Origin of the sequence: Pseudomonas sp. OG7 (assembly GCF_014192825.1) — a bacterium.
In the GTDB taxonomy this organism is placed as follows: Bacteria; Pseudomonadota; Gammaproteobacteria; order Pseudomonadales; family Pseudomonadaceae; genus Aquipseudomonas; species Aquipseudomonas monteilii.
Genome location: NZ_JACHYK010000005.1, coordinates 272,759 through 292,118, shown reverse-complemented (window position 1 = coordinate 292,118; position 19,360 = coordinate 272,759). Strand labels below are relative to the sequence as shown.

20 protein-coding genes are annotated in these 19,360 nt (G+C 55.6%); 9 read left to right on the top strand and 11 right to left on the bottom strand.

Annotation, left to right across the window (positions count from 1 at the left end; translation table 11 throughout):
* Position 1 precedes the first annotated feature (1 nt).
* Genes FHW75_RS14630 through lpdA form a run of 3 tightly spaced genes read left to right on the top strand, consistent with a single transcriptional unit; the run spans position 2 to position 3,714 of the window.
* On the top strand, positions 2–1,060 hold the full coding sequence (locus FHW75_RS14630) for an alpha-ketoacid dehydrogenase subunit beta (RefSeq protein WP_012273542.1): 1,059 nt from the start codon (positions 2–4) through the stop codon (positions 1,058–1,060).
* Complete coding sequence (locus FHW75_RS14625) at positions 1,061–2,332, top strand: dihydrolipoamide acetyltransferase family protein (protein WP_027615311.1); 1,272 nt, start codon at positions 1,061–1,063, stop codon at positions 2,330–2,332.
* A 2-nt stretch (positions 2,333–2,334) separates the two neighbouring features.
* Positions 2,335–3,714, top strand: a complete 1,380-nt coding sequence (gene lpdA, locus FHW75_RS14620; protein ID WP_027609417.1) for a dihydrolipoyl dehydrogenase — start codon at positions 2,335–2,337, stop codon at positions 3,712–3,714.
* An 82-nt stretch (positions 3,715–3,796) separates the two neighbouring features.
* Here lpdA and FHW75_RS14615 read toward each other — a convergent pair whose 3' ends face one another.
* On the bottom strand, positions 3,797–4,795 hold the full coding sequence (locus tag FHW75_RS14615; protein WP_183673988.1) for a sensor domain-containing diguanylate cyclase: 999 nt from the start codon (positions 4,793–4,795) through the stop codon (positions 3,797–3,799).
* Positions 4,796–5,010: 215 nt separating this feature from the next.
* On the opposite strand from FHW75_RS14615, the gene FHW75_RS14610 reads away from it, so the two are divergent.
* A complete protein-coding gene (locus tag FHW75_RS14610) occupies positions 5,011–5,538 on the top strand; it encodes a hypothetical protein (protein ID WP_183673986.1) in 528 nt (175 codons plus the stop codon).
* Positions 5,539–5,590: 52 nt separating this feature from the next.
* On the opposite strand, the gene FHW75_RS14605 is transcribed toward FHW75_RS14610, so the two are convergent.
* Complete coding sequence (locus FHW75_RS14605; protein WP_016711834.1) at positions 5,591–6,469, bottom strand: LysR family transcriptional regulator; 879 nt, start codon at positions 6,467–6,469, stop codon at positions 5,591–5,593.
* Positions 6,470–6,587: 118 nt separating this feature from the next.
* Here FHW75_RS14605 and FHW75_RS14600 point away from each other — a divergent pair, with 118 nt between their 5' ends.
* From FHW75_RS14600 to FHW75_RS14590, 3 genes are all read left to right on the top strand, one after another.
* Positions 6,588–7,322, top strand: coding sequence for an AzlC family ABC transporter permease (locus FHW75_RS14600; RefSeq protein ID WP_159266546.1), 735 nt, complete (start codon positions 6,588–6,590; stop codon positions 7,320–7,322).
* Positions 7,319–7,645 carry an AzlD domain-containing protein gene (locus FHW75_RS14595; RefSeq protein ID WP_016711836.1) on the top strand — a complete coding sequence of 109 codons (327 nt, stop codon included), beginning with the start codon at positions 7,319–7,321 and terminating at the stop codon, positions 7,643–7,645. Before FHW75_RS14600 ends, FHW75_RS14595 begins: the two co-directional genes overlap by 4 nt.
* Positions 7,646–7,850: 205 nt before the next feature.
* Complete coding sequence (locus FHW75_RS14590) at positions 7,851–9,239, top strand: amino acid permease (protein ID WP_025753865.1); 1,389 nt, start codon at positions 7,851–7,853, stop codon at positions 9,237–9,239.
* A 581-nt stretch (positions 9,240–9,820) separates the two neighbouring features.
* Here FHW75_RS14590 and FHW75_RS14585 read toward each other — a convergent pair.
* The 3 genes from FHW75_RS14585 to FHW75_RS14575 are packed head-to-tail and all read right to left on the bottom strand — an operon-like array spanning position 9,821 to position 15,038.
* Positions 9,821–10,477 (bottom strand): hypothetical protein, encoded by a 657-nt coding sequence (locus tag FHW75_RS14585; RefSeq protein WP_183673984.1) that lies wholly within the window; start codon positions 10,475–10,477, stop codon positions 9,821–9,823.
* Positions 10,474–13,716 carry a hypothetical protein gene (locus FHW75_RS14580; RefSeq protein ID WP_183673982.1) on the bottom strand — a complete coding sequence of 1,081 codons (3,243 nt, stop codon included), beginning with the start codon at positions 13,714–13,716 and terminating at the stop codon, positions 10,474–10,476. Before FHW75_RS14580 ends, FHW75_RS14585 begins: the two co-directional genes overlap by 4 nt.
* Positions 13,713–15,038 (bottom strand): site-specific integrase, encoded by a 1,326-nt coding sequence (locus FHW75_RS14575; RefSeq protein WP_183673980.1) that lies wholly within the window; start codon positions 15,036–15,038, stop codon positions 13,713–13,715. Before FHW75_RS14575 ends, FHW75_RS14580 begins: the two co-directional genes overlap by 4 nt.
* Positions 15,039–15,737: 699 nt before the next feature.
* Between FHW75_RS14575 and FHW75_RS14570 the strand changes: the two genes are divergently transcribed.
* The gene (locus FHW75_RS14570; protein ID WP_183673978.1) at positions 15,738–15,872 is read left to right on the top strand and encodes a type II toxin-antitoxin system prevent-host-death family antitoxin; all 135 of its coding nucleotides are present in this window, start codon (positions 15,738–15,740) and stop codon (positions 15,870–15,872) included.
* Positions 15,873–16,144: 272 nt separating this feature from the next.
* On the opposite strand, the gene FHW75_RS14565 is transcribed toward FHW75_RS14570, so the two are convergent.
* The 3 genes from FHW75_RS14565 to FHW75_RS14555 are packed head-to-tail and all read right to left on the bottom strand — an operon-like array spanning position 16,145 to position 17,145.
* Positions 16,145–16,354 carry a hypothetical protein gene (locus FHW75_RS14565; RefSeq protein WP_009681400.1) on the bottom strand — a complete coding sequence of 70 codons (210 nt, stop codon included), beginning with the start codon at positions 16,352–16,354 and terminating at the stop codon, positions 16,145–16,147.
* On the bottom strand, positions 16,351–16,752 hold the full coding sequence (locus FHW75_RS14560; protein WP_183673976.1) for a hypothetical protein: 402 nt from the start codon (positions 16,750–16,752) through the stop codon (positions 16,351–16,353). The genes FHW75_RS14565 and FHW75_RS14560 overlap by 4 nt, the downstream gene beginning before the upstream one ends.
* Before the next feature lie 27 nt (positions 16,753–16,779).
* The gene (locus FHW75_RS14555; RefSeq protein WP_183673974.1) at positions 16,780–17,145 is read right to left on the bottom strand and encodes a hypothetical protein; all 366 of its coding nucleotides are present in this window, start codon (positions 17,143–17,145) and stop codon (positions 16,780–16,782) included.
* A gap of 17 nt (positions 17,146–17,162) precedes the next feature.
* Between FHW75_RS14555 and FHW75_RS14550 the strand changes: the two genes are divergently transcribed.
* Complete coding sequence (locus FHW75_RS14550; RefSeq protein WP_183673973.1) at positions 17,163–17,612, top strand: 3'-5' exoribonuclease; 450 nt, start codon at positions 17,163–17,165, stop codon at positions 17,610–17,612.
* A 95-nt stretch (positions 17,613–17,707) separates the two neighbouring features.
* On the opposite strand, the gene FHW75_RS14545 is transcribed toward FHW75_RS14550, so the two are convergent.
* The 3 genes from FHW75_RS14545 to FHW75_RS14535 all read right to left on the bottom strand — a co-directional run bounded on the left by FHW75_RS14545 (position 17,708) and on the right by FHW75_RS14535 (position 19,290).
* The gene (locus FHW75_RS14545) at positions 17,708–17,905 is read right to left on the bottom strand and encodes a nucleotidyltransferase family protein (protein WP_260308780.1); all 198 of its coding nucleotides are present in this window, start codon (positions 17,903–17,905) and stop codon (positions 17,708–17,710) included.
* A gap of 65 nt (positions 17,906–17,970) precedes the next feature.
* Positions 17,971–18,987 carry an alpha/beta hydrolase gene (locus FHW75_RS14540; RefSeq protein WP_183673971.1) on the bottom strand — a complete coding sequence of 339 codons (1,017 nt, stop codon included), beginning with the start codon at positions 18,985–18,987 and terminating at the stop codon, positions 17,971–17,973.
* Between the two features lie 45 nt (positions 18,988–19,032).
* On the bottom strand, positions 19,033–19,290 hold the full coding sequence (locus FHW75_RS14535; protein ID WP_183673968.1) for a DUF2790 domain-containing protein: 258 nt from the start codon (positions 19,288–19,290) through the stop codon (positions 19,033–19,035).
* Positions 19,291–19,360 lie beyond the last annotated feature (70 nt).

Here is a 19,360-nt window from a genome sequence, read left to right as displayed (position 1 = left end):
GATGAACGACCACAACAACAGCATCAACCCGGAAACCGCCATGGCCACCACTACCATGACCATGATCCAGGCCCTGCGCTCGGCCATGGATGTCATGCTTGAGCGCGACGACAATGTGGTGGTGTACGGCCAGGACGTCGGCTACTTCGGCGGCGTGTTCCGCTGCACCGAAGGCCTGCAGACCAAGTACGGCAAGTCCCGCGTGTTCGACGCGCCCATCTCTGAAAGCGGCATCGTCGGCACCGCCGTGGGCATGGGTGCCTACGGCCTGCGCCCGGTGGTGGAAATCCAGTTCGCTGACTACTTCTACCCGGCCTCCGACCAGATCGTTTCTGAAATGGCCCGCCTGCGCTACCGTTCGGCCGGCGAGTTCATCGCCCCGCTGACCCTGCGTATGCCCTGCGGTGGCGGTATCTATGGCGGCCAGACACACAGCCAGAGCCCGGAAGCGATGTTCACTCAGGTGTGCGGCCTGCGCACCGTAATGCCATCCAACCCGTACGACGCCAAAGGCCTGCTGATTGCCTCGATCGAATGCGACGACCCGGTGATCTTCCTGGAGCCCAAGCGCCTGTACAACGGCCCGTTCGACGGCCACCATGACCGCCCGGTTACGCCGTGGTCGAAACACCCGCACAGCGCCGTGCCCGATGGCTACTACACCGTGCCACTGGACAAGGCCGCCATCACCCGCCCCGGCAATGACGTGACCGTGCTCACCTATGGCACCACCGTGTACGTGGCCCAGGTGGCCGCCGAAGAAAGTGGCGTGGATGCCGAAGTGATCGACCTGCGCAGCCTGTGGCCGCTAGACCTGGACACCATCGTGGAGTCGGTGAAAAAGACCGGCCGTTGCGTGGTAGTACACGAGGCCACCCGTACCTGTGGCTTTGGCGCAGAACTGGTGTCGCTGGTGCAGGAGCACTGCTTCCACCACCTGGAGGCGCCGATCGAGCGCGTCACCGGTTGGGACACCCCCTACCCTCACGCGCAGGAATGGGCTTACTTCCCAGGGCCTTCGCGGGTAGGTGCGGCATTGAAAAAGGTCATGGAGGTCTGAATGGGCACGCACGTCATCAAGATGCCGGACATTGGCGAAGGCATCGCGCAGGTCGAATTGGTGGAATGGTTCGTCAAGGTGGGCGACATCATCGCCGAGGACCAGGTAGTAGCCGACGTCATGACCGACAAGGCCACCGTGGAAATCCCGTCGCCGGTCAGCGGCAAGGTGCTGGCCTTAGGTGGCCAGCCAGGTGAAGTGATGGCGGTCGGCAGTGAGCTGATCCGCATCGAAGTGGAAGGCAGCGGCAACCATGTGGATGTGCCGCAAGCCAAGCCGGCCGAAGTGCCTGCGGCACCGGTAGCCGCTAAACCTGAACCACAGAAAGACGTTAAACCGGCGGCATACCAGGCGTCAGCCAGCCACGAGGCAGCGCCCATCGTGCCGCGCCAGCCGGGCGACAAGCCGCTGGCCTCGCCGGCGGTGCGCAAACGTGCCCTCGATGCCGGCATCGAATTGCGTTATGTGCACGGCAGCGGCCCGGCCGGGCGCATCCTGCACGAAGACCTCGACGCGTTCATGAGCAAACCGCAAAGCGCTGCCGGGCAAACCCCCAATGGCTATGCCAGGCGCACCGACAGCGAGCAGGTGCCGGTGATCGGCCTGCGCCGCAAGATCGCCCAGCGCATGCAGGACGCCAAGCGCCGGGTCGCGCACTTCAGCTATGTGGAAGAAATCGACGTCACCGCCCTGGAAGCCCTGCGCCAGCAGCTCAACAGCAAGCACGGCGACAGCCGCGGCAAGCTGACACTGCTGCCGTTCCTGGTGCGCGCCCTGGTCGTGGCACTGCGTGACTTCCCGCAGATAAACGCCACCTACGATGACGAAGCGCAGATCATCACCCGCCATGGCGCGGTGCATGTGGGCATCGCCACCCAAGGTGACAACGGCCTGATGGTACCCGTGCTGCGCCACGCCGAAGCGGGCAGCCTGTGGGCCAATGCCGGTGAGATTTCACGCCTGGCCAACGCTGCGCGCAACAACAAGGCCAGCCGCGAAGAGCTGTCCGGTTCGACCATTACCCTGACCAGCCTCGGCGCCCTGGGCGGCATCGTCAGCACGCCGGTGGTCAACACCCCGGAAGTGGCGATCGTCGGTGTCAACCGCATGGTTGAGCGGCCCGTGGTGATCGACGGCCAGATCGTCGTGCGCAAGATGATGAACCTGTCCAGCTCGTTCGACCACCGCGTGGTCGATGGCATGGACGCCGCCCTGTTCATCCAGGCCATGCGTGGCCTGCTCGAACAACCCGCCTGCCTGTTCGTGGAGTGAGCATGCAACAGACTATCCAGACAACCCTGTTGATCATCGGCGGCGGCCCTGGCGGCTATGTGGCGGCCATCCGCGCCGGGCAACTGGGCATCCCTACCGTGTTGGTGGAAGGCCAGGCGCTGGGCGGTACCTGCCTGAACATCGGCTGCATTCCGTCCAAGGCGCTGATCCATGTGGCCGAGCAGTTCCACCAGGCCTCGCGCTTTACCGAACCCTCGCCGCTGGGCATCAGCGTGGCTTCGCCACGCCTGGACATCGGCCAGAGCGTGGCCTGGAAAGACGGCATCGTCGATCGCCTGACCACTGGTGTCGCCGCCCTGCTGAAAAAGCACGGGGTGAAGGTGGTGCACGGCTGGGCCAAGGTGCTTGATGGCAAGCAGGTCGAGGTGGATGGCCAGCGCATCCAGTGCGAGCACCTGTTGCTGGCCACGGGCTCCAGCAGTGTCGAACTGCCGATGCTGCCGTTGGGTGGGCCGGTGATTTCCTCGACCGAGGCCCTGGCACCGAAAGCCCTGCCGCAACACCTGGTGGTGGTGGGCGGTGGCTACATCGGCCTGGAGCTGGGTATCGCCTACCGCAAGCTTGGCGCGCAGGTCAGCGTGGTGGAAGCGCGCGAGCGCATCCTGCCGACTTACGACAGCGAACTGACCGCCCCGGTGGCCGAGTCGCTGAAAAAGCTGGGTATCGCCCTGCACCTTGGCCACAGCGTCGAAGGTTACGAAAATGGCTGCCTGCTGGCCAACGATGGCAAGGGCGGACAACTGCGCCTGGAAGCCGACCGGGTGCTGGTAGCCGTGGGCCGCCGCCCACGCACCAAGGGCTTCAACCTGGAATGCCTGGACCTGAAGATGAATGGTGCCGCGATTGCCATCGACGAGCGCTGCCAGACCAGCATGCACAACGTCTGGGCCATCGGCGACGTGGCCGGCGAACCGATGCTGGCGCACCGGGCCATGGCCCAGGGCGAGATGGTGGCCGAGATCATCGCCGGCAAGGCACGCCGCTTCGAACCCGCTGCGATAGCCGCCGTGTGCTTCACCGACCCGGAAGTGGTCGTGGTCGGCAAGACGCCGGAACAGGCCAGTCAGCAAGGCCTGGACTGCATCGTCGCGCAGTTCCCGTTCGCCGCCAACGGCCGGGCCATGAGCCTGGAGTCGAAAAGCGGTTTCGTGCGCGTGGTCGCGCGGCGTGACAACCACCTGATCCTGGGCTGGCAAGCGGTTGGCGTGGCGGTTTCCGAGCTGTCCACGGCGTTTGCCCAGTCGCTGGAGATGGGTGCCTGCCTGGAGGATGTGGCCGGTACCATCCATGCCCACCCGACCCTGGGTGAAGCGGTACAGGAAGCGGCACTGCGTGCCCTGGGCCACGCCCTGCATATCTGACACTGAAGCGGCCGAGGCCGATTTGGCCCGCCGCGCCGAGAGGCGCTGCGGGTCTTTTTTATACCTGTACCGGCAAACCAATTCACTCGGCGATGGCATTCTTGCCGGCCCCTTTGGCCCGGTACATTGCCATATCAGCCCGCGCCAGCAGCGCATGCTGGTCCTCCCCTTCCTGCCACTGCACCACGCCATAACTCATGGTCAGACGGCACTCCCCCACCGGTTCCAGTTGCGCCATCACCTGGCGCAAGCGCCCGGCGACATCCAGCGCCTCGCCCAGCGTGCTCTGCGGCAGTACGATAACGAACTCGTCCCCGCCCCAGCGCGCCAACAGGTCCAGTTCGCGCAGGCAGGTCCGCAGGCTGTCGACCACCCGCACCAGCGCTGCATCGCCCCGGGCGTGCCCGTAGCGGTCGTTGATCGGTTTGAAATCATCCAGGTCCATGGCGATCAGCGACAACGGCTGGCGAAAGCGCTGCGCCCGCTCGCACTCCCGCTGCAAGGCCTTTTCCAACCGATAGCGGTTGGCAATGCGGGTTAACGCATCGCGCTCAGCCAACTCACGGTTCTCGTCCAGTTGCCGCTGCAACTGCTGGTTCACCCAGGACAACTCACGGGTGCGCTCGGCCACTTGCCCTTCCAGCGACTGGTTCTTCTGCTCCAGCTGCTCGACCAGGCGTTTGCCGGCGTCGATATTGCGGTGAGCACCGAGCATGCGCGCCACCGAACCGTCTTCGTTACGGTCGATGATGTAGCCGCTGTCTTCGATCCACAGGTAGCTGCCATCGTGGCAACGGCAGCGGTATTCGATGAGGTAGCGCTCGTTATGCTGACGGATGTACGCCTCGAAATGCGCCATTACCCGTGGGTAGTCTTCCGGGTGGATCACGCTTTCCCAGGTCAGTACCGAGTTGGCCATGGAGTGGCTGGCGTAGCCGAGCATCGCGTACCAGCCCGGGTTGCGATAGACGTAGCCGGTGTTGGCATTCCAGTCCCAGATGCCATCGCTGATCAACTCGAACAATGTGTGCAACTGCTGTTCACTGAAGCCAGCGGGGGCCGGCCTGGTTTCCTGATTCATGGACGCTCTCCCTGATGCCCAGCAACTGCGCTCCGGTCAAGGGGCTGCCGACAGTGGTGGTAATTGCCGCAGGCGGCAAGATGATGCCTGTGACGGGCAAGCATATGCCCGCCAGCGTGCAACCGGAATAGCCCCAACGCCCGGTTTCCAGCTGCCATAGCGCTGGCATGGCTTTTGCGCGTAACGCCTGCCAACACGATTTCCAAGGAGGAAACATGATAATCGCCCACAACGGCGTCAGCTGGCAGCCCACGCTCCATCAACCACAGCGCGCCAACGATGAACAGGCTGCGGCGCAGGCTACGGATTTGCGCACGGCAATCACCACCGCCAGCACGACAGCCCAGCAGCAAAACCAAGGCAACACGGCGCAGCAGAACGCTGAGGATGCCCGGGAGGAGGCTTTCGCCAAATTCAAGGTGATGCTGCAAAACCTTGGCTCTGGCGTAACCGGGCAGAACAGCACGGAGCAACTGACCACCAGCACTGCCCGGCAAGCGTTTCAGGACCTGATGTCCAAATCGCACAGCGAGATGATCAAGGAAAAACTGCTGAGCGAAATTGGCCTGACCGAAGCGCAGTACGAAGCCCTGCCGCCAGAGGTGAAGGCCAAGGTCGGCGAGTTGATCGCTCAGCGCTTGCAAGAGGAGATCGAGAACCGGGTCCAGGAGAAAGCACAAGAACAGCTCTCCCAGGCAGACGGCACATCAGATGGCAATGAAGACGCGATAAGCCACGTGTGAGGATTGGCGACGAGGCCTATCGGGGGCGCCACCCGACAGGCAGCGCCAAGGCTCAAGCCAACTGCAGCAGCGCCTCCTCCACCGCAGCCACCACCTGGTTGCCCTTGGCACCCGGTAATCGCCACGCGGCAATGGTCATGCCCAAAGGCACCGCGCAGTCGATGGGCGCCACCAGTTCGCCGCTGTCCAGATAGCGTTGCACCAGGCTTCTGCGCCCGATCAGCACACCGGCAGCCAGCAACGCCTGCTGCAATGCAATCGAGTACAGGGAAAAACCCGGCCCACGGGCCACGAAATTGTGCCCCGGCATGGCTGCGCCGGCCCACACCGCCCAGTCATTCCAGCCTACGTCAGCAATGCAACGGGCATTGGCAAGGTCCGCAGGGGTGATGATGCTCTCTGCCAAGGCGGGTACGCATACGGGCAACACTTCTTCCGTGGCGATCCTGCGCTGCCAGCGTTCGGGTTTTTCGGTGTAGAACAGGCACAGGTCGAATGGGCTGCGTTTGAGGTTGGGCGGCTCATCCACCGCCGTAACCGAAATCTCGATGGGCGCCAGCAGGCGGGTCAGTTCCGGCAGACGTGGCCCTATCCACAACTGCGCCAGGGCCGGCGACGTTACAATGTGCACACGCTGCGGCGCAGCCAGCCGCCGTAACGTGCGCGCGGCGGCTTCCACTGCATCGAACGCCTCGGTGAACTGGCTTTTCACGCTCTCACCGAGGGGCGTCAGGCGTACGCCCTTGGCATGGCGCTCGAACAACGCAGCGCCGTATTCGTTTTCCAGCGTCTTGACCAAGGCGGCGATGGCCCCTGGGGTGACCTTGAGTTCGAGGGCGGCACGCGCGAAACCGCCCAGGCGCGCAGACGCCTCGAAGGCACGCAAGGCATTGAGCTGGAGCGAGTGCCGGGTGGGGCTGTCGAGATACACGGTATGAGGCCTATATTTTTTAGGCCTACTATTTCAGAAATCTGACGTTGTGGCCAACTGTCAGGCGCATTAACGTGAGGGTGTCCATGCACCCTCCGAACAGCTTCAAGGAACTCCCATGCAGTACCCAAGCGCGACCCAAGCATTCAAGCAGGGCGCACAAAGCGTTATGCCGTTGACCTCCGGCATTGTGCCTTTTGGCCTGATCACCGGGGTTACGGCAATCGGCATGGGCCTGTCACCCGCCGACGCCATTGGCATGACCTTGCTGTTCTACTCCGGCTCTGCGCAAATGGTGGTGATGCAATTGATGCAAAACGCCGCCCTGCCAGTGACGATGGTGGTCACCGCACTGGTGATCAACCTGCGTTTTCTGATGTACAGCGCCAGCCTGGCCCCACACCTGGGCCACCTCCCGCGCCGTCACAAATGGCCAATGGCGTTCATGCTGTCGGATCAGTCCTTCGCCCTGTGCACACTGAAAATGGGCACAGGCGGACTAGGCCAGCATGCCTACCCCTATTACGCCGGCACGGCGATCACCATGTGGTTCGGCTGGAACCTCTCGGTACTGGCGGGCATGTACCTGGGCGCAGGCATTCCGGAAGACTGGTCACTGGGTTTTGCCATACCGTTGTCTTTTCTGGCCTTGCTGATACCCGGCATTCGCAATACCGCCATGCTCGGCGCCGCGCTGACCGGTGGCGTGCTTGCGGTGCTGGCCGTTGACCTGCCCTACAACCTTGGCCTGCTGACCGGTGCCGTCGGCGGAATCATCGCCGGGCTGGCCATCGAGAGTCGGCAAAAACGACACGCCGTACCTGAAGCCCATACAGAGCAGAACGCATCATGAGCGAAACGACCCAGTGGATAACCTTCGTGCTGATTGGCCTGGGCACCTTCGCCATCCGGCTGTCGTTCATCGAACTGCACACGGTGTTGCGCATCCCGCCTCTGTTTCGCCGCGCATTGGCCTATGTGCCGGCCAGTGTACTGGCTGCGCTGGTGTTGCCGGCCGTGGTCTTCCCTGACCGGCATGCCGGGTTCGACTGGACGAACCCGCAGATACCCGCGGCGGTCCTGGCTGCGTTGGTAGCCTGGCGCACACGCAGCACGATGCTGACGCTGGTTGTGGGCATGGGGGTGTTGTGGGCGTTGAAGCACTGGGGGCTTTAGGAGAAAGTGTCCGCCGTGCGACATGAAGCGCAACTGTCCTTAGGAAAAATCAGCAGGATGTTGTGCATAGAATTCGTTTGAGGTCCTTGGCCTTATTGTCCATGGTGGCAGCCTGGTAGCTATTTGCCACGCGTGGACGCAGGCGCACGACAGTGCCTGCGTAGGGGAACGTTGTCGGCCCCCAATAATAAGAGAGGACAAGGAAATGCAATCCAACAGTTTGAAACAAAGCCTGAAGCAGCGGCACATCACCATGATTGCCCTGGGCGGGGTAATCGGTGCCGGGCTGTTCATGGGGTCTGGCGCGTTAATCGCATCGGCGGGCCCTGCGGCCATCCTGTCGTACTTCATCGGGGGGTTGGTGGTCACCCTGGTCATGTTCATGCTCGGCGAAATGGCCTGCCGCAACCCGGATGCCGGTTCGTTCTCGACCTACGCCAACACCTACCTCGGTGACTGGGCCGGTTTTGCTGTCGGCTGGCTGTACTGGTTCAAGTCGATGATGACCATCACCCTCGAAGCAGTGCTGTTGGGCGCGATCCTGCATGACTTTCTACCTTGGTTGCCGATCTGGGCAGGCGCTTTCCTGATGCTGGTGACGTTGATGGCCAGCAACGCCTACTCGGTACGCTCCTTTGCCGAAGTGGAATACTGGCTGGCCGCGATGAAGGTCGCCACCATTCTCATTTTCATGCTACTGGGCATTTCGATCCTGCTTGGCCTGCACAGCAACATCCCCTCCCCCGGGCTGGTCAACCTCACCGCCCATGACGGCTTCATGCCCAACGGCCTGTCACCGGTGATGGCTGGCGTGATCGTGGTGATCTTCTCGCTGGGCGGCAGCGAAATTGCCGCCGTGGCTGCAGGTGAGTCGGAAAACCCGCGACAGAACGTGATTCGCGCAATCAAGAGCGTGATCCTGCGGGTGATGCTGTTCTATGTAGGCTCGGTGTCGATCCTGATCCTTTGCCTGCCGTGGACCGACAAGGCCAACCTGGCCTCGCCCTACGTTTCGCTGTTCAGCCTGGCCGGGTTCGGTGGTGCTGCGGTGGCCATGAAACTGGTGCTGTTCGTCTCGTTCATGTCGGTGATGAATTCGTTCATGTTCTCCAACTCGCGCATGCTGTTCTCCCTGAGCCAGCGCGGGCACGCACCCAAGCTGTTCTCGCGCACGAGCGCCAAAGGTGTGCCGATCAATGCATTGCTGCTTAGCCTGTCGATCTGCACGATGATCCTGACCGTGCACTTCGTCAGCGGCGGCGACCTGTTCATGACCTTGGCCAAGAGCACCGGCAGCCTGGTGATGGTCGTATGGATCTTCATCATCATCGCCCACATGGCCATGCGCTGGAAAACCCGCCATGAAGCGATCGACCCGGCGGCCTTCCGGGCCTGGCTGTTCCCGTATGCCAACATCGTCGCGTTGTTCGCCTTGCTGGCGGTGATCGGCACCCAGGCATTCGAACCGGCGTCACGCTTCCAGTTCTGGTTCACAGTGCTGACAGTGGTACTGGTGGTGGTGGGGTACTTCGTGATGCGTCAGCGCCTGGCCGGTAGCAAGGCAGACGAACAACACCATCGCGCGTTGCAATGATGGATGGCGGGCATGTGGGGAAACAGGAAATGGCGTCCCAGGCAGGAATTGAACCTTTATCGGGCCAAAAATCCATCGTCGTTGGCTGGAACCCCCGTAAAACCGAGTGGCTACTTTGTGCAGCTACTGCATAAAGCTAGCGGAAAATGTTCACAAGTTCTGCCAATGCACGGGGAACCCCTCAATAGGCCTACATGGGGCTTCATCAGAGTGATGGAAAACGAGCCGTTCGCAGTGGTATCTCGCGAATCAGCAGCCTGGACTCCAGTGCTGGTGAGATGTAGTCATGTGAGTAGAATGATGCGGCTTAGGTATCTCCTAGTGATTCCCGTAGTTAAAAGGAATAACTTACCCATGACACTACCTTTATTTAAATACAGTTAATCAATTCAAACATACGCAAGCATGAGACCAGGAAGCAAAAACAAATACTTGAATATCAAAGACAACCCGCAAGACTTTAAACGAAAAACGACATAAAATACATCAAGCCAAACTATAGCAACCCACAAAAAGTCACGAAATCACCCAGTTTTCACGTCATCCCTCACACTAAAAATCACAATATTACCGCACCGCATTTACTCAATAGACTTACCACTCAGCTTAAATCTCCAATTCAAGTAAGCTGCAATATCCCTAGCACAAACAACCACTTTCCTCGAGCGCCCCACTGCTAACAAGTCACCTGTAGACTCATCATACTTGACATAACCCGTACTCAGCAAAAGATCAAAAATAACAGTGCAAGCCTTCCCCATTTGCGCAACCTTAACCGCAGCCTCGCTGGCAAGTTGATCTCGACTATATTCATTATTAGGAGTTTGCCTAGATTTCAACCTGGAAACTTCCTCTTGGAGTCTACCTTGCAGCAACTTTGAGTTCTCCAACTGCAACTCAAGAGACGCAATGTAACGCTTTTCTACCGCATCACCGTATGAGCAACCACCCTTTACAGTTGCGCCGCCATACTCAAACATAAATGCGTCCAAATACCTCCTATATGGCCCCCGAGTTCTCAACAAGCTTGAGCTACAAATTTTCTCAGCCACCGCCGATTCTCCAACAGCAGTAGACTCATTAAGCCTATCCGCGACAACCCTAGCTAGCTCCGTAACACGCCCGGGCTTATAACGATACTTCTTCATCTGAAGTAAAATATCGTTGATCCTTTTCTGTTTCTGGCTAACTTTAGCCTCTTGCCATATACCCAACGGCTTCTGCCTAAAATTAGTCACTCTTCATCCTCAACCAATACTGTGCCAATGGTATTAATATACCCTTGCGAGCATTGAAGCTTAGCTTCTAATTCTCGAGCCAACTCCGATACTTTCATGCCTTGAAAATCGAGCATTGACTTTATCTGCCCAACAAATTCCGAAGTCGAATCTACTGCACGATTAAAAATATCAAACACACCAGATTGATTCCCCATTAGAGCAACTTGCAGGGCCCGATATTTGGCCCTAACAACATCAGAAATCAAGTATGGAAACTGGCTATCAAGGTACAGCCGAGAAAGCACGTACTCGACAGAGCGTTCATCACAATTAAACTGACGCATACTCCTCTCTAAAATTTCAGGCCTAAATGAAAAGAACTTGTCATCGTAATCCTTCATATTCTTGGCTGTAACCACCAGATGATCTCGAGACCATATCCAGCCAAGCAATTCTGCAACTACAACCTCCAGGCGCTCATCTACCTTGGCCAACTCATATTGATTTTTCTCACACAGAGAATCAGCATAGTCATGAAGATCCCTGACCTCAACTGTCAAGCAATTAATTTTCACATCGATAGCGGGTAGATTATCAACACCTTTTACGGCATAAATACACATACCACACCTATCCTCGAGACCCTCTAGCTTCATCTCCTCAGTGCAAACACCATTTCTTGTACAGATATGTGTAGAGAAATGAGCTAATCCGGAATGGTGCTGTCGTGTTATCAAAGCAACACCATCGACTTCCTCACTCCCACTTACTGGCGCAGATGTTATACATCCGAAATCCACCATCGCTTTAGCAGGATTTAACTGTATTGACTTTCTAAAGTTTGACATAGGCGAGCTCGCATTAATCGACTCCCCGGCCCATACGTTGTCAATATCTCTATTCAACCTTTGTGACAACTCAACCCTGTCTTCTTCCAAGACTTTATCGTAATAATTAACTACTGCAACTGACTTATGCCCAGTTTTATATCTACCAACATCTTCAGCAGACATAAACCGCCTCCAAGCCCTTACCGTACTTGACCTGGTATGGTGCGGCGTCATATCAGTAACAGGCCTAATCGGGCAATACAACACACCGTAATGCGTAGAAACCCTAATATCTCCTTCTATTTTATCACCGTAGTGGTACCCGTCAGGCTTCAGCTCAAACAATTTACAGTCCGCGCCAAAATCATTCAAAAAAACCTGAAACTCAATCAGAAATTTTACATACGCCTCACCATATGAGACTTCGTTAAAAGGGTGACCAGTAGCAACATTCCTTGAAAAAAGCGGGATAAATTTTCCTTTTCTTGTTTCCTCGTTCCCCCTATAGTAGATCTCCTGCTTAAAAACAGGCAAATCAATCAAATCACGTAAATCCCTGTGAAACCTCAACGCCTCGATAGTTAGGGTACTAACATGGCTCTCAATTGGGCTCTGCGAAACTTTATCAGTAGACACGTAAATCTTATGGGCCGAATTATCAGCATAATCTTCGCCCAAATAACGGTCAAAATTAATGCACAGCCACCGGACACTTTGATGGCGCAAACCACTATCGACCGCAGTCAGAATATGCACCAAGTAGTGAGTAGAGATGACGGTCAAGACCGCTCCGTCTCCAGGAATTGTCCATCTCTCCAAAAAGACCCGGGGAATTCTGGATACCGTATATTCTCTCCCACCACAATAAAACTTAGGATTCCAGCCAAGGGCAAGTGCTACTTGCTCGAATGACTGAATATCCGATAACATCAAGTCCCCATCAAGAATAGCTTGATTTATCAGCTTGATAGCACAAAATATACAGCCAAGATAATTCAAAGCCATGGAATACTGCCAGCGAGTGAAGGGCCGAGCGTTGCTCTCACTAGACGGTGCGACTTTACGCTTATCAAGTGCTGTAATAGGGTTTCGAAACCCTGTATACCCTTCATGCTCTTGATACTTCCTTTCCACCCAATTGAAATAATAAGACAACTGTTGGAGGTGGACAGTATCTGCGCTGACCACAGGCTGTTTAAAAAGCCTATCTAAAAAAGTCAAAAATGATGGTGGAGCTCCATTTACCGCCTCAGCCGGGGCAATGAAGATGCTCGACAATTTTGCAGGTGACGAAGGATATGAATAACCGGCCTCGTATTCAAACGATGCATACCACCTTGGCAAAAACTCAAACATATACATGTTAAATGCACTTATTCCACCCACATTTCCGAATTCACGCTCATAATTTCTTCGCTCGATAAATCTTCTCTGACTTACCATCCAGTATTCGAAAGAGGCTGTTACACCCTCAACACCAAAATCATTCGGGGTAAAATTACCTAGCCTTGACGGTGCATAATCCCGCTTCACCAGTGCCTGCATTTCTGCATACAGTTCATCTAACGAAGACAGCTCACCGCTTACATCTGAAAGCCCTTGAGAATTCTTCCTAGCCCCTAAAATCTTACCATCAAGTTCTCTACAGAATTCTTCATAAGTAAATCCAACCCGACTTCCAAAACGATGACATACAAAGCCCATTATAGTACGAGTCGGAATCTCTGCAGCAAGCTTATCATTAGACCCAATATAATGAAGATGAACTTTGATTACATCATCCAGATTAATCTGCTCTGGCTTTGTAGCACCAAGAACCCAAAAAAGCCTTGTTCCATACTGTGCTACCCGCTCTCGAACTTTGGAGTCAACACCTGCCCAATACTCACTTTCACACAGCTTATAGCGGCCCGAAACTACGAAATTCATAAGCTCGGGATAGCACTCAAATGCAAAATCTGTTCGCTGAGCCCCGGGCAGGGATTCATCAATCACAGAAAGAGCTTTAAAACTTGCGGGCAAAGAAATACAACCCTTCCCATACAGCAGCACTAGGGTTAGCCAAATACCTTTCCGAACAGCAGTATAAGCTGAACGCCTGTAATGCTCTCGAGATACATCAAACAAGCCTGATAGATCAACAGATGACAAATCCTGCTTGGCCGCCACGACAAATTCGAAAGCATTAACGATCCAACTCTCGTCAAATTGACGATTATTACACCCAGGGGCATACTTAAAGAGCTTCAAAAAGAACAATTCCGTTGCATCGCCGCCGTGCGTGGAAGTTATACTTTCGAAAGTCAGCGTTCTCGATGGAGGATAGCGACGAACAAGGTACTCCGAAGCCTCACTTATCGCACAAGCAATCTCCACCGAGTAATTATAACTATCAAGCCATGCAGGAGCATTAGTCAAATTGATCATTCGCTCAACATCTCCGGGTGATACCCGATATTCCTATAAGCCTCTTCAGCACGTCCGGTAAGTTCATCCTGATTAAAGTGATCATATACGGCTGTGCTTGCTGGATTTACATGCCCAACAATTTTCGACGTCTTTTCGACCCCTTCCCCTTTACCCTGTGGAGTTTCAAGTTCATTCGCAACAAATGATACGTAGCAGTGTCTAAGATCGTGTGGGGCCACGCACTCTACCCCTACCTTCTCGAATAGCCTTTTGAAGGACTTCCTGATGAGCCCCTCATCACCGAAACAGAGCGGCAGCCCTTTCGTTCGCCCCTTTTGCAAACAGAATACAAACTCATGAGCAATCCACAAACCATTGGCATCAAATATCGGGTAGTCTTTAGAAACGAGATATTCTGCATAGTAGCGCCAAAACATGGTTGCAAATGGTTCAACCATAAACACTTCCGGTCTTGACCTACCCTTCCATCTCAAAGAGTTTACTTGTGTAACTGAGAGACCCATTTCGTAGTAGACAGCCAGGCGGTCGCGTGGATCCCGTAAGAAAACTTTGAGTTTTTTTGTATCAATATCACGTTGAAGCAGCTGCAAGCATTCTGAAATTCTCATACCACCTGCAGCCAGCAAAGTTATGACACAACGATCTCTAAGATTTTTAATCAATGGGATCGCTCTTAGTACGTCTTCTCGCTTGAGCCTGAGTTCTCCAACAAAGTGTTTAGCACTCCCTCGATAATACTTAGGAAGCTGATTTACCAACCTGCTTGAGACACTTCCACGTATGCAACCTGCTAGAAAAGACTCACTTTCAAGCCTACTGATTTCGTAGCCCTTAAGCTTCACCCGCCTTGTAAACTTAAAAGGCTCGAACCCAGAATCCAGCCCAAACAGGGATACTTCAGCATCCTCATACTTATCAGCCACCTGAAACACCATAAGCAGCGCTGACCTATAGACATTTATAGTTCTACGCTTCACTGGCCTTTTATTTAACCGGCGGCATGTCTCCGCCAAAACCTGATCCTCCGAATATCCTCCAACACTCAAAGACTCGAAGAATTTATCCAAAATATACTCAAAATCAACACCAGCACTACTACTGCCAAAAAGCAAAAGACATGAAATGTACTCAACTACAAAATCCAAATACTTAGCAAGCGCCGAGATATATGTCTTTACCGTTAACTCAGCCAACCCACCAGAGATCATAGTGCGATTTGTTTGCTCTACGCCATTTACTTTAACTCGACCAACCTTTGTCTCAATAGCAAAGCAATTGACACCCGCAACAACACATCGTGCTAGTAAAAAATTCTTCATAACGCCCCTTTTTTTCACAAGCTACTACGAAAAAAAGTCGCTTGTCAAAGCTTGCGATGCACCGAAAAACGATCATATTGTCAATAAGTCAAATATCTTTTCCCACTATATTGCCAGACTTCAAAATCTTGATATTTCATTGCCAAAAAAACATCAACATCTCATCAGCTCACCAACAGCACTAAAGAATTCGAACCATTTAATAAGAAGGGATGACTTAGAGCATCTTCAAAATTTGAATAATTTTCCGTGGTGAGCGCCTAGTCTTTTCTCAAAAATTCGACCTTCCTGGTTATCATTGGGGAGGCCCTGCAGAGGGGTTTGATGCATGGCTGTATGAGGCACCAGATTTGGCAAAACCCCGGTACGAGACGCCGAATTCTGATTGGCTGTAGCGCTACTACCTTCACCGGGACAGGGATCTTATCGAGGCCTACTGGTGTGGCTACAATTTCGAGGTGAAAGTAGACTCGCTTGCGGTGTACCTGCAACAGCACATGCCCAAGGTGTATCGGTGCCACACCCAAGCGATGTCATTCCTCCCTGAATGGTTGTCGCTTCAACATATCAGCGGCCATTATCGGAGCGGTCACGTGCGATACACGCGTAACGGGCCGGTGAATGTGAGATCGCACTACGTGAGCGACCATTCGAGAACAAGACGTCGCTGAACTGGCGCATGAACAGGAAGACGTCGAGATGCAGGTGATCAGCTTAACGCAGGCGAGAAGGCGCTTCAGGCGACTCATGAGGCTCCTGCAGGAAGGCCATTCATTCGTGATCACTAGGCATGGAAAGCCGGTCTGCAAGCTTGAGCCGCCTGAAGCGCCGTGACGCGTGCGCGGTTGGTGGCCTAATGAAATCCGCAAAGAAATCCGAAGAAAATGGGAGGCTTAGGCGCTGTAAGTCAGGCGTGGCGAAGGCTCCAGGGATTTCCTGAATCCGCAAATTTGCTGGCTCGCCCCTCCGAGGACAGCTGTCGTGCACCAAACCCCGGCTCCGCCCGGTTTTTGCCCTACGGGCTTCCATCCTCGGGCCTCTGGCCCTTCGGGCCGGCGCGCTCCGCTTGCAAATTTGCCAACAAACGCAAAGACCATTGCGATCCATCAATGGACTGACTGCCCGAGCGTGCCGGCCTTGTGCAACTGATAGTCGATGACGGTTTGATACAGGTGATCAGCCTCGAGACGTAGCCTTTCGATCTCCTCTGCTGGTCGCCCTTCATCCACCGCCTGCTGATGGGCTCGGATGGCTTGAAGAGCCTGCTGCAAGAGCGGCTCGCCGGCTTCTGTCATACCCAGGATCGTTCTTTTCACTGCGACCTCGTGCTGGATCTGTGGGCCCGATGGGCTTTCAAGTGCTCAAGCTCCTGGTGCCACACGGCCACGAACTTCTCAAAATCGCGCAGATAGGGCCCCTCTGCCAGGCGGGTAGAGCCAACACTTGCCGCTTGGAAGCGCTGCAGCCACGGCTCAGGGATACTCTCCTCGACAACCAGCTGAACGCCGTTGTGGAGCTTCGTGGTGACGAGATCGACGAGCTTCTGGGCGGAGAGCTGATCACCACTCTCGATGTCCGGCAGGCCCTGGTCAACCTCGTCGAGTTCAGCCAGCACCTTTTCAGCGCGAGCGTCTCCAGGCTGTAGATTGGCAAGTGCCCACAGCGCTCTGCGCCTCGCGATCTCCAGGCTCCGCAGTCGATGATCAATCGTCACATCACTTCTCCCTGCCGCAGGTGGACGTCACAGGCCAACTTCGACTTCTAACTGCGATCCCCACAAGGTACGGGTGAGCTCGCCTCTCGGCAGTTTTGCCAGGATCTCATCGGCGAGGTCACTGGCACGCCGTGCGTACAACGTGACAACACTTGGTACAGGCACGCGACCTGGAACGAGGGCCCCGACTCGCACCTGGGCAATTTTCAGTATATTCACGACATCTGTAGGTAGCGTGTCGGTCGACAGGTGCTCGACGGTCGGCCTTGTGGGAGGGCTCGCACCCTCCCACAGATCTACAATCGTTTCCAACAGCTTTTCAGGGCCGAAATACGCCAAGGCGATTTCCCACAGACAGCCTTCCAGGGACAACTTCAGGCGGGCCCTAGTCATTGCAGAGGTTCCAACAGATGAGGCTCTTTCTCGATTGTGAGTTCACTCAGCTCACCGCGCAGGCAAAGCTGATCTCCCTCGCGTTGGTCGCCGAGGATCGCCAGGAATTCTACGTGGAAGTGAGCGACGCGTGGCGAGAAGAGGACTGCAGTGATTTCGTGAAAGAGATCGTACTGCCGCAGTTGTCGGGTGGTGAGTATGCCATGCCAATCATCAAGGCCAGAGCGGCGCTCCTGCGGTTCCTGGCAACCTACGACGAAGAGCTCGAGATTGTCACTGACGCACCTGCCTACGACTGGGAACTGTTCTGCGAGCTCGCTTATGTCGGTGGGGAATGGCCCAAGAACGTCAAAAACTTCCCTACTGATGCCACGACCCTGACCGCGACGAACGATGGGGAAGAACTGCCTCACCATGCCCTGCTCGACGCCAGGATCATCGCAAGCATGTTCACAGCTAGAGGGTAACCATCTCCAGCTCGATGAATTTCCTGAGGTGTCCAGGCATCTTGTTGTGGACGTGGAAGTCAACTGATACGCCCACCAAAGCCTGAAGCTCGTCTTCAAGCTCGGCGATGTCGAACAAGGAAAATCTTGCCAGCCATTTCTGGAGGGATGGTGGTGAGCAGATCGAGGTCACTCCCATCGTGGTCATCGCCTCGAGCGGCGGAGCCGAAGAGTTTGGGCTCAATGAAGCCATAGGTCTCGATCAGGCGCCGGATGTCCGCTTCTTTCCCTCGTATCGCGTCAGTGGGCCTCATATCTTTCTCCTTGAACTACAGCCTTTCGTATACGACTTTGCCGCCCTTACCGTGATTAGATTGGACTACTGCAGATGCTGCTTGATCGCCAGAGCGGCTTGAGTCATCGCATCACGGACACTGGGAACTTCGGCGAGTACATTGAGTAGGCCGTAGTCGTGGATCATACCGTTGAAGCGGACGGCAGTAACCGGCACACCTGCCGCATTGAGTTTGCGGGCGTAGGCTTCACCTTCATCACGAAGTACGTCCATTTCGGCAGTCTGTACTAGAGCTGGAGGCAGGCCTTTCAGCTGCTCCAGGCTTGCTCGGAGTGGTGAAGCGTGGATGTCGCTACGCTGCTTAGGATCGGTGGTGTAGTTGTCCCAGAACCATTTCATCATGCCGCGAGTAAGGAAGTAACCATTGGCGAAGCGGTTGTAAGAGTCGTTGCTGAAGTCTGCATCCGTCACCGGCCACAATAGCGCCTGGAAACGCAGTTTGGGGGTGCCGGCCTCTTTAGCCTTGATCGCAACCACAGCGGCCATGTTCCCGCCGACGCTATTTCCCACAACCGCGAGACGGCTTCCATCAACATCAATCTGCTTCCCGTGTTCGGCAACCCAGCGTGTGGCGCCGTAAGCTTGATTGATCGCTGTGGGGAACTTAGCTTCTGGCGACGGCGTGTAGTCGACATAAACCGCCGCCGCACCAGACCCTACTACCAGGTCGTGGATCAGGCGTTCATGAGTGGGATAATCACCAAGCACCCAACCCCCGCCATGGAAGAACATGAACACAGGCAAGTCGCCATTGGCCCCTTCTGGGCGTATCACACGAATATCCAAGGAGCTGCCCTCTACCTCGATGCTCCGGCGTTCGACCTGTATACCCGCGAGATCTACCTTCACGCTGGCCTGGGCACCGCTCAACACGGCGCGGGCGTTTTTCGGCGAGAGGGTTTCCAGCGGCTTACCACCGCCTGCTTCGAGGGCTTGAAGGAACGCCTGGGTGGTGGTTTCGACACCAGGGCCACCCGCAGCGAATGCACTGTTAACGGCAATGGCAAGAAGGCCGGCGGTGAGTGTGCGTGACAATTTCATGATTCAAGTTCCTTGGCGATGGGCCCGTAGTCGTTGGGTCGTGGGTTAGTTGTTGGAACAACCATTCCCTATAACGCGGTACTCCATGATGTGACGGTCGCCTTTGGAATCGTCGTAAGTCAGCTGCATTGGCACCACATCGCAGACATTAGCTACCGGGGTAACAGCCACAACGTGCGCGATATCGAGGTGCTGCTCGTAGCGATAAGGCTCCACCGTAATCTGCGCAGTCTGAGTAACCTGGTCATCTGCCATAGCGACAGAACCAAGGCAGCCGAGGAACAAAACGAGTAACAGCTTCATAGCAATCACCTGTATTGGGGGCGTAAGAAGACCAGCGCACTCATACGGCGCTCGGTCGGAGTAGAGGGTT